The organism is Ruegeria sp. YTSC325 (assembly GCF_059609525.1).
Window position 1 is genome coordinate 490,024 of record NZ_JBXWLY010000001.1, and the last position, 14,304, is coordinate 504,327.

Consider the following 14,304-nt stretch of genomic DNA (forward strand, 5'->3'; position numbering starts at 1 on the left):
AGCCGGCTGAAAGGAGCCGCTCGTTGTCTCTCTACTCAAAACTCTTCGGCGGCGTTGAGAAGTCCAAGCCGGACCCGCTCTCTTACAAAGGGTTCGAGATCTTCCCCGACCTGATGGCGGAAGGCAGCAAATACCGTCTGTTGGTCCGTTTGGAGAAGACCATCGACGGAGATCGAAAGACCCATACTTTGATCAGGGCGGACGTGTTTGACAGCCGGAATCAAGTCGAGAGCTTTAGCATTGCAAAGCCGAAGCAAATGATTGGTGAGCAGGACGAAAACGTTTTCGACTTGGCAAGCCGGTAGCTTGAAGCTCGATCTATGATCGGGAGCACTATATGAGCGGCACCGTGCGCGCGCCGCTAGGCATGCTTCTACGTCCAAGATTGAACGGACGGCTTAGGTTATCATTGGTTAACCATTTGTTAGGCAAAGGAGACTGTTTATCCGTCCTGTTGGTTTGTTAACGGATTCCGCAAAGCGCGGAAAGCGAACGTTCGCGTAAAACACTGTAAGACAGGTTTGTCCCGCATCGCAGTCATTAATGTACTGCAGAGAGAATGGCTCCTTTGCGGACAAACCTGCCGTTCGGTGTTCAAACAGAATTGACGGATAAGAACACTTAAACGCGTTGTTTGAGCATACTGGCATCAGGCTCAAATTGGTTGCGAAGTCTCTCAGCACGACTCAAACCAATTTCTAGAGGCAGGACCAGCGTATTAGTCGATCTCCCTCAATAGCCACTCCGCCCGTTTGACGCTCTCGTGCGCTGTTCCGAGTTTTCGAACCAGCCTGGCTTTCCTATCAGAATTCTTTTCAATATGAATTTCGGCCTCAATATCTGCTGCCTTCTTGCGCAGCTTCTTGAGTACCTTTTGAACATGGCTGGATTTAATTTTCTCCGCTTTGCCCGCCTCAAGACGCGAGTTGTACTCGACCATTTTTTCGGCAAGTTTTTTCAATCCCATCTTAACCCCCCCCCGCAGATCGTCGCACAATTTCAGCATGCTATTTGCTTTCTACGACTTTACTGTGACGTTTTTCGGATTCGTCTTCCTTAGAGAGCGCATCGGTTTCAATCTGATACTCACCCAGTTCTTCTTCTTCCAAAGCCAACAAACGTTCGACTTCGGCCATAGCGCTGTCTCGTTCGATGTAAAAGGTTCTCGCTGCTTCGATCAGTTTACGCATCGCGCTGTAGGCATAGTCCGAGTCGTTTAGAAATGAAGTTGCAGCATCGGGAGTGAGTTGGTTTTTTCGAATGAGATGTTCTACACGGCGCGCAGCGGTCCGGGCATCCTCTTCTACTTGTGCACGTTCCTGATCAAGCCAGAGCGCACTACGCTCATCCGGTTCCGAGTTTTCAAGTTTTTGAATTTCGACGAGTATTCTGGCAATTTCAGTACGGAGGCCATCATACAGTTCGGTTGCACTCCCGGACAACCGTACAGTGTGACGCAAGATATTCTTTCGCAGGTGTTTGACCGACTTAACCGCTTGAACGATGTCACCGGCGATATCCCTCAGTGCATAAACACGTTCCGCAACGTCTGGTTCGACACGTTTTTCCCCGACGCGCGTCGAGAATTCTACAATGGCAGAATAGAGCGTCTTGATCTTGCGCCGGTAGCTTTCCTCGATATCCATGTCGGTAGGTGTTCGACTGCTGCGAACCACCTCTGCAACGCTGTTCGCGCCAAGTACATCCTTCTTATGCAGATTCAGGCCATGCAAGATCAACGTCATCGCGTTTTCGTAGAGATGCATGACTTCCTTTCGAAGTGCGATCTCAAGAGTCTGTGGGAAATCATCGGCCGCATCGTTCAGGTACCGCGGTTGACTGACATCGGGGGTTGGTTCGACGATACTGCGTTCAAGAAAGGAAATCAGCCAACGCATCAATGGTAACATGAGCAAGACGCCGAGCACGTTAAAGATGGTATGGAACACCGCCAACTTCAGAGCATAATCTTCCGCACCGATGCCCACGGTACCACTGATCAGGTCGACCGTCTCACTCAGCGGGACTATGAAAATCAAAGCTACCGCCGCAGTCGTTGTATTGAAGATCAGGTGCGCCAATGCGAGTCGCTTGCCCTGAAAATTGGCGCTGATCGAGCCAATAATCGCCGTAATCGTGGTTCCAATATTAGCCCCGATCGCCAGAGCCAGCGCGTTTTCATAGCTTATTTGTGAAGCGGCAAGCGCGGTGAGAGTAAGCACCATCGTCGCGTGGCTCGACTGCATAATCACGGTTGCGGCAGTCCCCAACAAACAATAGACCACCAGCCCCCAAAACCCCGACAAAGCAAATCGCATTAGGTCGACCTGATCCTTGAACGCGTCGAAACCCTCTTTCATGTAATGAATGCCTAAAAACAGAAAACCCAGTCCTCCAAGGGCGTAACCAATCCCACGGAGCACCTTCGGCTTCTGAAACACAAGAATTATGCTAAGGCCGATAATTGGCATGGCATAGGTTGCGATATTCACCTTTAATCCTAGCCCGGCGACCAACCACGCACCCGTCGTCGTTCCGATATTGGCCCCAAAGATTATCCCCACCCCACCGACCAGAGAAATAAGGTCCGCACTTAAAAACGAAATCGTTATGACCGAAACCAGTGAGCTGGACTGCAACAACGCAGTAGAGACGAAACCGAATAAGAGAGATCGCGAAACGGATTTTGTCGCCCGCTGAAGCATTCGTTCTAGTGTTCCGCCTCCAAGTAGCTTGAAGCCGTCTTCAAGCATAAGCATGCCAAACAAAAATATAGCGATCCCAGCTGCAACCACCTGCGCGTCAGGACTTACCCAAAAGGCAATTAGTAGCGCGCCAATTGCGACCGGTAGGTAGTACTTGATCATTCAATCAGTCCAAATTTTTGGATCGCAAAGACACCGCATGGCGCGAATTTCGACCTACAGGAAGACCGCACACTAACCTCAACCAACGTTCGTGCAGCGCCAAGATTCTCAGCAGATACCACACCCCAAACCCGGGCGCTTTCTGACCTCGATGTTTCTACTACCGCAACGTACATGTCTCATTGATTCAAATCATGGCGTAGGAACTCTACTTGCCCAAATGTTTGGACTGACTTGCTACATGAGACCGATGGACCAAACATGTTGAGAACTGAAAGAGTAGAAAAAGCAGTTCGCCTAAACCGGGAAGAACTGTTCCGGTTTGGTACGGCTCTGCTCTTCATCGTCGGCATCATGCTGGTAGCAATGGCCAGATCAGAAGGCGGAACAGACGGAGTGCTCTTGATCGTCGCCGCAATGATCGGTGGATACATGGCTATGAACATTGGCGCGAACGACGTAGCGAACAATGTTGGCCCCGCCGTCGGGTCCCAAGCAATTACTTTGACCGGCGCTATCCTGATTGCGGCTTTCTTTGAAGCAGGCGGCGCCATGATTGCGGGGGGCGATGTTGTCGGCACAATAAAAAAAGGCATTATCGACCCGGACTTGGTGGCGGACCGAGACACATTCATCTGGCTGATGACGGCGGCTCTACTCGCGGCAGCGGTGTGGCTGAACTTCGCCACAGCTGTCGGTGCCCCGGTTTCCACAACGCATTCAATCGTCGGTGGCGTACTTGGGGCTGGGATAGCTGCAGCCGGTTGGAGCATAGCGGACTGGTATCAGGTTGGGATGATCGCGGCGAGCTGGATTATTTCTCCCGTCCTTGGAGGAGTCATTGCGGCAACTTTCCTTTACGTCATCAAGCGCACAATAACCTATAAATCGGATGTATTGACTGCAGCCAACCGAATGGTGCCATTCCTTGTTGCCGTTATGGCGTGGGCCTTCGGCACGTATCTTATGCTCAAAGGTGTGAAGAAGTTGGTGAAGGTCGACTTCCCTACAGCCCTGGTGATTGGCCTGTTGCTTGCGATCGTCGTTTACTTTCTTATTCGTCCGTATGTCGCAAACACGACAAAGCGTCTGGAAAACAAAAAATCAAGCGTGAACGATCTCTTCACCGTTCCGCTAATCTTCGCAGCAGCGCTCCTGAGTTTTGCTCATGGTGCCAATGACGTCGCCAATGCAGTGGGCCCACTAGCCGGTATCAACGAAGCGATCGCCGCCGGTGCCGTGGCCACGAAAGCCTCTATTCCGATATGGGTAATGGCGGTTGGAGCCATAGGCATTTCACTCGGTCTCGCGCTTTATGGACCCAAATTGATCCGAACCGTAGGAAGCGAGATCACCGAACTTGATAAAATGCGCGCATATTGCATCGCGATGGCGGCGGCGATTACGGTTATTGTCGCCTCGCAGCTGGGGTTACCAGTCAGTTCCACCCATATCGCTGTTGGGGGTGTATTCGGGGTCGGATTTTTGCGTGAATACATCAAGTCCAGCTACGCCCGCATGCTGGACGAAATTAGAGAGCACCACGCCGACCATGACCCAGAAGCGGTTGAAGCATTCCTCGAGAGATTTGAAGCTGCTGACGTCACGACTAAGGGCGAGATATTGCGCGATATGAAGGCACAGGCTTCCTCCGACCGAGTTTTGGCTAAGAAAGAACGAAAAGCTCTCGGCAGGGTGCACCGGATCGAATTGGTCAAGCGAAACCTATTGCTCCGAATTGCAGCTGCATGGGTTATCACGGTCCCTTTGGCAGGCACTCTTGCAGCTATGTTCTTTTTCATGATCCGCGGAATGTTGTTGCCTTAGGTATTCTGAATCAAACCTAGAGAGACTACGGCTTTTCGTTTGACAGGCTTCAATCGCCTCGGGCTTTGATACTAATTTATATCGATTGCGACCGTCCACATTGGGCTCGATGCGGTCATTGACTGCACTCGGCATGAGCGGCTGCTTCGCCGGAAATGCAGACCTCCGGTTTTTACCTGATTATTACAATCCTTGCATGACGCACGTTGCGCTCAACTAAAGAGATCATTGACCGATAGGCCAATCGAACTTCAATATGATCATGCGCTGGCTCCGTCGGAACCACATTGAAAATATGGGCGGAGTATTGGCCAGAGAACGACTGGGGGGGGGTGCATGACTGCCAATGTGGAGACCCTTTTCACCGAAAGCGACGGGCTGTCCATCGCCTATCAAGTTTGGGGCGATGGGCCGCGCAATCTTGTGTTGGTCCCCGGAATGATTTCGCATCTGGAAGCGTCCATGGAAAATCCGGGCTACCTGCAGTGGATGACAGCTCTCAGTTCGGTGGGAAGATTGGTTACCTTCGACAAGCGCGGCAACGGCATGTCAGACCGCATTCAGGGGACACCAACCCTTGAAGAGCGCGTCATGGATATAGAGGCTGTGATGGATGTCACTGAAATGACCTCAGCCACGGTCATTGCTTTCTCCGAGGGGGCCTCACTTGCCTGTGTCTATGCCGCGATGCGCCCCGAGCGCGTCGAACGTCTGGCTTTGTGCGGCGGGTACGCTCAAGGCCGTCTTACTCGCGGTTACCTGACCCCTGAAAGCCTTAAAATCGCGTTGAAGCAGTTCCGCGAGAATTGGGGGAAGCTCTATAAACCTCACCCATTTTCGGCTTTTGGCCCAAGTGAGGACGATGCTGAAGCTCAGGAAGCATGGGCGCATTTCCAAAGGATGAGCGCGACCCCTATTACAGTCGCCAACCTGTTCGAATTGGCTGCCCGGATAGATATCCGGGAACTGCTTCCTTCTATTTCGCAACCTACTTTGGTCATACATCGCGAATTCGAAGAACCCAACGGGGCTGATTGCGCCCAGGATTTTCTGCGTTTGATGCCATCCACTAGATACAAAACCATACCGGGCCACGAGCATGTGCCATGGGAAGGCGACGTGGACAGCTACGCGGCCGCAATCGTCGAGTTTGTTACCGGCGAAGCACCGGCGACGATCCAACCCAAGCGCACCCTTGCTACCGTTCTGTTCTCAGATCTCGTCGCGTCCACCTCACAACAAGCACGTATCGGTGATGAGAATTGGCGCCACCTTATGAACCGCCACGATGACGTCTGCGCAAACCAGATCTCTCGACACGGTGGTCATCTGGTGAAATTCACCGGCGACGGCGTGCTGGCGACGTTCAGTTCTCCTACAAGTGCGCTGGCCTGCGCTGGTTCTTTACGTGAAGCATTGTCTGCGATCGACCTTAACGCACGCTTCGGCGCTCACACAGGTGAGATTGAAATTCGCGGCGAGGATATCAGCGGCCTTGGCGTGGTCATAGCCGCTCGGGTGATGGGCCAAGCCCAGGAAGGACAGGTTTTGGCCTCCGATCTCACGCGGCAACTGATGCTTGGTGCGCCGTTCGAGTTTCAAGACTGCGGAGAGCACGAGTTGAAGGGCGTTCCAAATTCTTGGAGACTGCACGCGGTCAGCCCTACGAAATAAACAACTCGGAACGCTGGCATTGCCTACTGGTCTTTACCACGCGATCCGATTGTCGGCTTTGGGCTCGGTTCGGTCATTCGTGAAATGACTGCGCAGCGGACAAAGCAGACTTTGTCATCCGCAACAACTATCGCCATTCTGGATCGGCGGGCAAGGCACCGTGGCATAGGAGCAGTAGACACAACAGTCCCCTTCCAACGGCTTCAAGACCGCTGCGCAAGACTTGCATTCATAGAACCACTGGCAAGCATCCGTCGGCATTATTTCGGTTTCGCTGTGACCGCATTTCGGGCACGTCAGGGTGCTTTCAAGCACTACAGTTTGCTCTGTCATTGTTTCACATCTGCATTATCAGGTAATCGTTGATCCGGGCCTCGTTAAAGACGACGACCCAAGCTAACGCGGTGATTGCGGTCGTCCCCGAAAGCCACCATTTCAACTTTGTTAGGGAACCGCGCTGATAAGATACAAGCCACGATATAGCGACAAGCGCCGTCGAAATCGTCAATACGTAGTAGCTTGCCGCCGCGATCTTTCCGAAAATGGCCAGCCAACTGCCCCCTAGTCCCAGCAACATCATAGTCATGGGTAATACACAGCAAGTCGCGACGCCGAGTGCTGACAGTGATCCCAGATAACTAACGCTAAGGTACTTCTGCATTTCTTTCCCTTGACTAGTTGGAGTTGTCGAAGTGTCAGCCTCTCGTATAATTCCTGTAGTCACTACAGGATCAAGACGGGAAAACTCACATGTTTGCGATTGGGGAAGCATCCCGGCAAAGCGGTGTCGGCATTGAAACGATCCGCTACTACGAGCGCGAAGGGATCGTGCCCAAACCAGAACGGGCACCTAATAACCGGCGAATGTACTCCGCGCACGATGTTGGAAGGCTTCGTTTCCTGAAAAAATGCCGTGATTTGGGCTTTCCACTAGCCGATACAAAGACGCTTCTCAGCCTGTCCGAAGGCGACGGAGAGGATTGCCGATCCGTAAAAGAGCTGGCTGAGCTTCATATCTTCAATGTGCGGGAAAAGATAAACGAACTGAAGCGCTTGGAAGCGGCGCTGAACGAACTCACAGTCAACTGCGACGGCGGGAATGTCTCTTGCCCCATGCTCTCAAAACTGCGTACCGACTAGTGAAACCTTGGGCTCGGTGCTGTCGTTCGTCGAATTGTGGTGAGTAACCGCAATGCGGACATAGTTGCCATTCACCCTCGACCAATAACTCTCTTTTCGTCGCGGTCTCGCGTCTGACGTGCGCTTGACGACGCAACTTATATCAAACGATCATCGTCGAACCATTTTGCAGCGGCCCAAAGGATAACCCATGGAAGTATTTGGAAGTGATGCACAGCGGCGTATGTCGACCATGGGTGAGCACCTTATCCAGCTGTTGGGCGATGACCCTCGATTTTGTAGCCATGGACGCGGTATTCAAATTGCCAACGAGTACAGCGGGGCTTTGGATGATGCCGTTTCAATGGCCCGAATACTTGGCATCACGGCGATAGAAAGCATACCGCGTCAGGAGGTAACGAGGACGCGAGAAGTCATTGAAAGTCAGGGATTAAAAACTGACACAATCGCTTGTTATCTTGGCGGGCTGAAGTGCGTTGACATCGCTCGGAAAGTAATCGCAACACGGGCGCTGCCCGAGGATTTGACCGTACGTGTGATTGATCGAGACTCTCCGCCAGAATGGCTTCAAGCTTTCGCAGAAGTCGCGATGAGCCACGGTGTTCTGCCGCCAATAGGGCCAGTTATGCGCGGATTATCTCGCCCCGGATTTGCTATGGTCGTCGTTGATAGATTAGGTGCTCCAGTTGCAACTGCGGGTTCGGTTCTGTGCCATCCGCCCAGCAGTCGGTTGCATCGTCGCGCTCAATGGGGGCAACTTTCGACCAAACCTGACCGCATGGGTGAAGGTATTGCAAAAGTCTTGGGCGCCAAAGCTATGATACACTCTCATGAAAAGCTTGGCGCAACAGGGTTCAAGACAGGCATCGCTCCTGGCAACGCTGCCTCAGCACGGTTGTGCGAAAGACTTGGCTTGGAGGATAGCGGCAGCGACATAGTCGCGATCATCGACCCGAATGTATACTCGGAAGATCGGTTGACCAAGTGAGCCATTCGGAAGTTTGTTGTCGCGTTATATCAACGACACTCGCGCCAACCTGACTGAAACTTCTTAAAAAACTACGATTAGGACGAGTTCTAGTTGCATTGGGCTAGTTGTAGCCGCTTGCCGGAGGTTACTGGCCAATTGCTTTGCCGAACCCAAGGCCGCGTCCATGATTTCATCGAATAATCTCCAAGGATCGCTATGTGGGCACAATTGCCATACGGAGCTGGATCTCGCGGTATGGCAGCCGTTAACAGGAAACGATAAAGTGGTATGCGGCGCAGGGCTGGTGTAAAACGATCTTCCCATCAAGGGTTTCGACCGACCGGTTGAATGCGTCTTCCACGTCGGAAGAAACCTTTTCATAAGCTCTAGAACGATCTGGATCCGGCCAAACAATCTTTTCCAGGAACGCTTCGAAACTCGGATATTCACGAGTAAGGACGTACTCTTTTTTGTTTTCCAACCGAAATCCGTCTACTCCGTCCAAGTGGTTAAGTGTTTCGTGAGAATGCGTTCGAACGAGGGTTTCGTCTTCCACCAATCGTACAACGTCAAACATTGTCCCATAAGGATAGGGCTCCACTATGTGCAACCGCCCACTGCTTCCAAGAACGCGGCGAATTTCAGTGAACGCAGTGTTCTGAGCCTCCACTGGAACGTGATGAAGTGAGAAGAACAAACACGCTAGGTCCTGCGAGCCGGAGTCGAGGGGCAGATCTTCGGCAGCCCCAAGCCTAACGTCTATATTTCTTGGAAGATCTTCTTTGGCCTTCGCAACTTTGTCCGGATCTATTTCTATTGCGGTGACTTTGGCCCCTGCTGCGTACAAGTCTCGCGAATAGACGCCGTCACCCGCACCAACATCGACGACTTGAAGCCCATTAAGTTCGCATATCGATTTTAGGTGATCGATGTGAGTCATTGCCAACTCCAGCAAATCTGAATTGTCCTGCAACAGATTAGCACACCAATTCCCCTGTTTCCGTTTTGGGTTCGGAGCGGAACTTAATCTCCCGCAGAAATTGCTTGTCCGGCGACGTGTTGAAGATCGCTCTGTGGCGGCATTTATCCAGCCTGTGAATGCACCAACGTTTCCTCAGGCGAGCATGATCAGCGACCCGCCCCAGACAATCAAAACCACGCCCAATCCACGACTCAGAAACCGCCCGAATGGCAACGTCTTTTCCGCCAACACCACGATTGTAAGTACGGCAACCCACGGCAGGTTCATAACGCCCAATACAAACAACAGCACCATCAGCATCCAGCAGCAGCCAAGACAGTAGGCCCCGTGGTGAAGCCCCATCTTCGCGGCACCCAGGGACCCCTCCTGCCAATGAGCCGTCAGAAAACTCATGGGCGAGCGGCAATGCTCCAGGCAAGCGTTCTTGAGCGGCGTCCATTGAAACAACCCGGCGAGTATCAACATCACGCCGCCCACAGTCGGCGCAACCCTCCCCATCATTGAGGAAAGCGCGCCACCAGTGTGCAGCCACCAATTCAATACAGTCGCCGCCAGCGAGAACCCCAGCCAAACCAACAGATACCCCGCAACGAAGCTGCCCGTTGGCACGAAGGGTCGCCCTGCCTCCTCCCGCTTCGCGCGGACCCGCTCGTAGATCATTACGGCGGGTGTAACCGAAGGCAGCATCATCGCGAACATCATCACCGCCCACATGATAAGCATGAAGACAAAATCCGCGACTGACCAATGCATCATCATCGGCATGGCCATGTCGCCAAACATCGTCATCGAGGACGAACCAAGCCCGAGGTAAATTGTATAGGCCCACGCCAGCGCCGTGAGCGCAACTAGCGCTGCCAGCACCAGCGCCCGATCTCGTCGTGCGACCCCTACAGCATTCATTATGATGGCCTAAAGATCCGGCCCGGCCTCAGCCGGCCCAAGCGACTTGTCCGACCACACCCGACCGGCCCGTCCAGGTCACGGGCATATCCGCGTCGTTCCAAGTGGTTCCTTCACTGGGGGCCAGATCACCTTCATGCCCCTCATGCCCGAAGGCGAGGCTGAACGCGGCGTTCTGCAGTTTCATCTTGTTGCCTAGGTCATTGACCAGACGGCGGGATTTCATCTCGCCCACACCGGCCACGCTTGCAGTTATTTCGCCATCGGCCTCGGTCACGCTGATCCCGGCGCGTTTGGTCGGAAGCCAGGTCGACAACAGGCTTGCCGGCACCTCCATGCCGCCGCCGGACGCACCCTGCAAGATAGTCTCCAATGCCGCCGCCTGCGCATCGCTGGCGTTTTCGTCAATGTACACTCGCCCGGTGCCGTTCGCATCGAACAGTGTCGGCCCGGGGAAATGCAATGAGACAATCGCATTTTGGTTAGTAAGGTCCACGCCTTCATGAGAGCCCTCGCTAATGCGTATCAACAGGGATGTCGCGCAATACCCTTGGTCCAAGAGCATAAGGTCAGCTTGTCCGAACCAGCATGGGCAAAGCATGTTGCAATTGCAGGTTTCGACGAGTTCCCCTGAAACATTCCAAGACATGATTTCTCCTCCCATCCCATATTTTCCACGGCTGCATTTTAGCAGAAAGGCTGCTTTTCACCAATCAACCAGAAGGTTAACCATGTCTCCTCATGGCTCAGAGATGCCTATCCCTACAACTTGCATGATTAGCTGGTTGGTAGCCCATGCCGGTCCTTCTCAAAAAAGTCGCCATTCGTCAGCAAGCGATCCAAACCGAAGTTCAAGGCCGATATCTCGTTGGGCGTCGAAGCTCAACTGATCTTATCAAGCTGGCTTAATCAGTGTTTCCAAGTATGCCCGAGTGTCGGCGTCCCACGAACTGGGGTCCTCTCCATGGGCGACTACCGCGTGCAGTTCCATGAGCTTCCAGACTTCGTCCTTGGTCGCAGCAACTACTTTACCTGGGCAGGCCTCCATGCCTTCGCAATCCTTGCAGGCATATGAGTATGCAGTGTACATCGCTTTCTCCCCCGTGCGCTCGGAAAGTTGGTTAGAACTCAAGATACGTCGGCAGCCCGTCGTCGAGTTTTATCCATGGCTGCTGATGTGAAACGAAAACGTGGGCCTTAGGTTGCGCAATCGATGGGTCGTCCAACGTTACAGCAGAAAACCAAGCGTCAGCGCTCCAGTCTTGGCCCTCAACTTCATTTAGGGCGGCATATGTCAACGTCGTTCCGCAGTCCCGACAAAACCCGCGGCGAATACCCGGAGTTTTCTCCATGTGTTGGATTTCGCCTTTTATAACGGCGAAGTCTTCGGCGGCTACCTTAGCCCAAGTTGCAAAGGCGCCACCAAGGGCCATTTGGCATGAACGACAATGGCAATGTCCCGACCAGACAGGTGGTGTCGCGATCTGGTATCGAACAGCACCACAGTAACATCCACCTTGAAGTTTTTCCATCGTATCAAGATCTCCTGGCATGCGGCTAGGTTGACATCGGTACTAAAGCATCCGCACCAATTTTTTATAGTAACAGCGCAGATTTCACTGTGAATAATGTCAAGAATGCCGATATCATGCGACTCAAATAGTCTAACCAAACGTTAGAAAATCTACAGTATGGATTGGTTGCACCTTCCCCCGATGAACGCTTTGCGCGCTTTCTCAGCAGTTGCGGAAGCAGGGAGTTACACCGTGGCGGCTGAACGCTTGAACGTGACCCAAGCGGCTGTCAGCCAGCAGGTGAAATCGTTGGAAAGGCATTTGGGTGTAGCTCTCGTTGCTAAACGTGGGCGCAGCATTGAGCTGACCGAGCCAGGCATCATGCTTTCACGTGAACTGGGTATCGGCTTTGAAATTATCGGAAGGGGCGTCGAACGACTGGCGGAACATGCAGCGCACCGTCCCGTTCAAGTGACCATGTCACCAGCATTCGCAGTGGAGTGGCTATTGCCGAGAATGGCAGAGTTTCAACAACAACATCCAGAGATCACTTTGATGCTGAACCCAACTTCTGAACTGGTTCAGATAAAGCCGGGTGGTATCGATGTCGCCATTCGGTATCACGATAAACGCATGCCAAGAAAAGAAGAGGATACTGTCCTTGTTTCCGACATGGTCGTGATCGGAGCACCTTCACTGGTGGAAGGCCAAGATCTGCGTGACCCGGCCTCTTTAACGAAGCTGCCCTGGTTACAGGAACTGGGCACCAACGAGGCGGCCGACTGGTTCACCTATCATGGGGTCGTACCTCCCGAGCCATTGACCATAAATCACATGCCTGGGAACCTGATCATGACTGCGGTTCGCCGGGGTGACGGTATCACGTATTCTGCCAGAGCTTTTTTCGAGGACGATCTGTCATCTGGTCGGATGATTGAGTTGTTCTCTGAGCCACTCTTCGGCGTCTATTACATCCAGACTCAAGCAGAATTTCAGCGTCCCGAGGCTAAGATGTTCGTCAAGTGGCTTAAAGCACAATCACAAGTCGTATCGGCACACACGTCCGTAAACTGATCTAGTTACAGTTGGAAACCTTAGATCCAAGCTGGGCTCTAGGCTGTCTCGTAGCTTATTTGTCCGAAGTTGAAATCAAGTGATCAACTACGTACTCCGCGTCCTCGCCCACGCCATAAAACAGGCCAGACCCTTGTGTATGCATCCAATGCAGTCCACAGAAGTACAGGCCTGCTATTTCCGTAGTACCTCGCTCATATAGCGGATAGCCACTCTCATCGAAGACTGGCAAGTCGATCCATCCAAAATCGCGGTGAAACCCAGTTGCATATATGACGGTTGAAACATTTGCTGCAGCCAAGTCGAAGAACGGCGGTTCAGGTTTGGGCTGCCAGTTGATCGGGACAACAATTTCCTTGGGATCATCGAGCCCATTCTCTGCAACGAACGTGTCGATGCTCTCCATTTCCGCGCGACACACATCGTCCACTGTCTTGAGCGTCTCTTCAAGTCCGCCCGCCAAAATCAGACACCCGTCTTGTACACCCTCAACCTTGCTGTGTAGCTTGACCCCGTCGAGCGCCATCTGGCGCAGATCAATAATACGACCACCCTCTCGCCCAGAGAGATGTGGATGGGCTTTGAACCGGATAGCTGTCCCTTTGGGATGGTCTTTTACCGCCATGTTCATGTACCCAGTCGCCAAGTCCCATTCAAAAATGTCGCGCCCCCTATAGCGACGTGGGATGCGGCCAGCACTGCCCACTGCGAGATGTACGTCGCGCCCGGATAAGTGCAGGTCCTCGGCGACCTGACACCCTGACTGACCACTTCCAATAATGAACACCGCACCATCCGGTAGGCTCGCTGAATTGCGATAGTCACACGTATGTATGCCAGTAACTCTTTCGGGCAGATCGTAGTGCCAACTTGGTATATTCGGGTGTTGATGCGTGCCAACGGTGACGATCAAGTTCTGCGCTCTGATTTCGCCATCTGATGTGGTTAGTTTGAACCGACCCGGTCCTGCACTTGCCTCGATTCTAGCCACCTCGACGCCCCCTCGATAGGGCGGACCAAAACTGCTCGCATAGTCTTCGATGTACTTGACGATCTCATCGCGGAGCATGAAACCATCGGGATCATCCCCATCGTAATGGAAACCTGGAAGTCGGCAGAGTTTGTTAGGAGAGACCAGGCAGAACGAGTCCCAACGGTTACGCCATGTGTCGCCAATCTGCCCGCGGTCCAAAACAACGTGATCATGACCAGCCTGCTTTAAGTGCCAGCTAACGGAAAGACCAGCTTGACCTCCGCCCACAACCACAGTGTCAATCAGGGTGTACATAGCAGCAAACCTCTCTATGAAACTCTATCGGCGACAGCTAGTTGCTTCAACGTATCAATGTCCGC

The 14,304-nt window shown here is 52.8% G+C and carries 16 protein-coding genes; 6 read left to right on the plus strand and 10 right to left on the minus strand.

Annotation, left to right across the window (positions count from 1 at the left end; translation table 11 throughout):
* Window positions 1-23 precede the first annotated feature (23 nt).
* Window positions 24-305, plus strand: a complete 282-nt coding sequence (locus AC2FF7_RS02470; protein WP_170752088.1) for an HlyU family transcriptional regulator — start codon at window positions 24-26, stop codon at window positions 303-305.
* Between the two features lie 413 nt (window positions 306-718).
* Here AC2FF7_RS02470 and AC2FF7_RS02475 read toward each other — a convergent pair whose 3' ends face one another.
* Entirely contained in the window at window positions 719-967 is a 249-nt protein-coding gene (locus tag AC2FF7_RS02475; protein WP_353394984.1) for a hypothetical protein, read from the minus strand.
* A 40-nt stretch (window positions 968-1,007) separates the two neighbouring features.
* Entirely contained in the window at window positions 1,008-2,867 is a 1,860-nt protein-coding gene (locus tag AC2FF7_RS02480; protein WP_353394982.1) for a Na/Pi cotransporter family protein, read from the minus strand.
* A gap of 261 nt (window positions 2,868-3,128) precedes the next feature.
* Here AC2FF7_RS02480 and AC2FF7_RS02485 point away from each other — a divergent pair, with 261 nt between their 5' ends.
* Window positions 3,129-4,694, plus strand: coding sequence for an inorganic phosphate transporter (locus AC2FF7_RS02485; RefSeq protein WP_353394980.1), 1,566 nt, complete (start codon window positions 3,129-3,131; stop codon window positions 4,692-4,694).
* 336 nt (window positions 4,695-5,030) lie between these two features.
* Complete coding sequence (locus tag AC2FF7_RS02490; protein ID WP_496748823.1) at window positions 5,031-6,368, plus strand: alpha/beta fold hydrolase; 1,338 nt, start codon at window positions 5,031-5,033, stop codon at window positions 6,366-6,368.
* Window positions 6,369-6,482: 114 nt separating this feature from the next.
* Here the strand turns inward: AC2FF7_RS02490 and AC2FF7_RS02495 are convergent, their stop codons facing one another.
* Together AC2FF7_RS02495 and AC2FF7_RS02500 are read right to left on the minus strand one after the other, a co-directional pair.
* A complete protein-coding gene (locus AC2FF7_RS02495; protein ID WP_083828990.1) occupies window positions 6,483-6,701 on the minus strand; it encodes a GDCCVxC domain-containing (seleno)protein in 219 nt (72 codons plus the stop codon).
* A gap of 4 nt (window positions 6,702-6,705) precedes the next feature.
* Complete coding sequence (locus tag AC2FF7_RS02500) at window positions 6,706-7,029, minus strand: hypothetical protein (protein WP_480714488.1); 324 nt, start codon at window positions 7,027-7,029, stop codon at window positions 6,706-6,708.
* Window positions 7,030-7,118: 89 nt separating this feature from the next.
* Here AC2FF7_RS02500 and AC2FF7_RS02505 point away from each other — a divergent pair, with 89 nt between their 5' ends.
* Window positions 7,119-7,508: a MerR family transcriptional regulator gene (locus AC2FF7_RS02505; protein WP_496748825.1), complete on the plus strand. Its 390-nt coding sequence runs from the start codon at window positions 7,119-7,121 to the stop codon at window positions 7,506-7,508.
* Between the two features lie 190 nt (window positions 7,509-7,698).
* A complete protein-coding gene (locus AC2FF7_RS02510) occupies window positions 7,699-8,496 on the plus strand; it encodes a GNAT family N-acetyltransferase (protein WP_496748826.1) in 798 nt (265 codons plus the stop codon).
* Between the two features lie 247 nt (window positions 8,497-8,743).
* Here AC2FF7_RS02510 and AC2FF7_RS02515 read toward each other — a convergent pair whose 3' ends face one another.
* From AC2FF7_RS02515 to AC2FF7_RS02535, 5 genes are all read right to left on the minus strand, one after another.
* Window positions 8,744-9,418 carry a class I SAM-dependent methyltransferase gene (locus tag AC2FF7_RS02515; protein ID WP_496748827.1) on the minus strand — a complete coding sequence of 225 codons (675 nt, stop codon included), beginning with the start codon at window positions 9,416-9,418 and terminating at the stop codon, window positions 8,744-8,746.
* A gap of 174 nt (window positions 9,419-9,592) precedes the next feature.
* Window positions 9,593-10,363 carry a DUF2182 domain-containing protein gene (locus AC2FF7_RS02520; RefSeq protein ID WP_496848258.1) on the minus strand — a complete coding sequence of 257 codons (771 nt, stop codon included), beginning with the start codon at window positions 10,361-10,363 and terminating at the stop codon, window positions 9,593-9,595.
* Between the two features lie 28 nt (window positions 10,364-10,391).
* Window positions 10,392-11,012, minus strand: a complete 621-nt coding sequence (locus AC2FF7_RS02525) for a DUF1326 domain-containing protein (protein WP_496848257.1) — start codon at window positions 11,010-11,012, stop codon at window positions 10,392-10,394.
* 246 nt (window positions 11,013-11,258) lie between these two features.
* Window positions 11,259-11,453 (minus strand): DUF1059 domain-containing protein, encoded by a 195-nt coding sequence (locus AC2FF7_RS02530; RefSeq protein ID WP_170519304.1) that lies wholly within the window; start codon window positions 11,451-11,453, stop codon window positions 11,259-11,261.
* Between the two features lie 31 nt (window positions 11,454-11,484).
* A complete protein-coding gene (locus tag AC2FF7_RS02535; RefSeq protein ID WP_496748830.1) occupies window positions 11,485-11,895 on the minus strand; it encodes a GFA family protein in 411 nt (136 codons plus the stop codon).
* A gap of 159 nt (window positions 11,896-12,054) precedes the next feature.
* Here AC2FF7_RS02535 and AC2FF7_RS02540 point away from each other — a divergent pair, with 159 nt between their 5' ends.
* The gene (locus AC2FF7_RS02540; RefSeq protein WP_480908502.1) at window positions 12,055-12,951 is read left to right on the plus strand and encodes a LysR family transcriptional regulator; all 897 of its coding nucleotides are present in this window, start codon (window positions 12,055-12,057) and stop codon (window positions 12,949-12,951) included.
* Between the two features lie 55 nt (window positions 12,952-13,006).
* Here the strand turns inward: AC2FF7_RS02540 and AC2FF7_RS02545 are convergent, their stop codons facing one another.
* Window positions 13,007-14,239 (minus strand): flavin-containing monooxygenase, encoded by a 1,233-nt coding sequence (locus AC2FF7_RS02545; RefSeq protein WP_480714496.1) that lies wholly within the window; start codon window positions 14,237-14,239, stop codon window positions 13,007-13,009.
* Window positions 14,240-14,304: the final 65 nt, after the last annotated feature.

Excerpts from the sequence above, each read along its gene's own strand:
- AC2FF7_RS02475 (WP_353394984.1), bottom strand. The coding sequence starts at position 967 with ATGGGATTGAAAAAACTTGCCGAAAAAATGGTCGAGTACAACTCGCGT.
- AC2FF7_RS02480 (WP_353394982.1), bottom strand. The coding sequence starts at position 2,867 with ATGATCAAGTACTACCTACCGGTCGCAATTGGCGCGCTACTAATTGCC.
- AC2FF7_RS02485 (WP_353394980.1), top strand. The coding sequence starts at position 3,129 with ATGTTGAGAACTGAAAGAGTAGAAAAAGCAGTTCGCCTAAACCGGGAA.
- AC2FF7_RS02490 (WP_496748823.1), top strand. The coding sequence starts at position 5,031 with ATGACTGCCAATGTGGAGACCCTTTTCACCGAAAGCGACGGGCTGTCC.
- AC2FF7_RS02495 (WP_083828990.1), bottom strand. The coding sequence starts at position 6,701 with ATGACAGAGCAAACTGTAGTGCTTGAAAGCACCCTGACGTGCCCGAAA.
- AC2FF7_RS02500 (WP_480714488.1), bottom strand. The coding sequence starts at position 7,029 with ATGCAGAAGTACCTTAGCGTTAGTTATCTGGGATCACTGTCAGCACTC.
- AC2FF7_RS02505 (WP_496748825.1), top strand. The coding sequence starts at position 7,119 with ATGTTTGCGATTGGGGAAGCATCCCGGCAAAGCGGTGTCGGCATTGAA.
- AC2FF7_RS02510 (WP_496748826.1), top strand. The coding sequence starts at position 7,699 with ATGGAAGTATTTGGAAGTGATGCACAGCGGCGTATGTCGACCATGGGT.
- AC2FF7_RS02515 (WP_496748827.1), bottom strand. The coding sequence starts at position 9,418 with ATGACTCACATCGATCACCTAAAATCGATATGCGAACTTAATGGGCTT.
- AC2FF7_RS02520 (WP_496848258.1), bottom strand. The coding sequence starts at position 10,363 with ATGAATGCTGTAGGGGTCGCACGACGAGATCGGGCGCTGGTGCTGGCA.
- AC2FF7_RS02525 (WP_496848257.1), bottom strand. The coding sequence starts at position 11,012 with ATGTCTTGGAATGTTTCAGGGGAACTCGTCGAAACCTGCAATTGCAAC.
- AC2FF7_RS02530 (WP_170519304.1), bottom strand. The coding sequence starts at position 11,453 with ATGTACACTGCATACTCATATGCCTGCAAGGATTGCGAAGGCATGGAG.
- AC2FF7_RS02535 (WP_496748830.1), bottom strand. The coding sequence starts at position 11,895 with ATGGAAAAACTTCAAGGTGGATGTTACTGTGGTGCTGTTCGATACCAG.
- AC2FF7_RS02540 (WP_480908502.1), top strand. The coding sequence starts at position 12,055 with ATGGATTGGTTGCACCTTCCCCCGATGAACGCTTTGCGCGCTTTCTCA.
- AC2FF7_RS02545 (WP_480714496.1), bottom strand. The coding sequence starts at position 14,239 with ATGTACACCCTGATTGACACTGTGGTTGTGGGCGGAGGTCAAGCTGGT.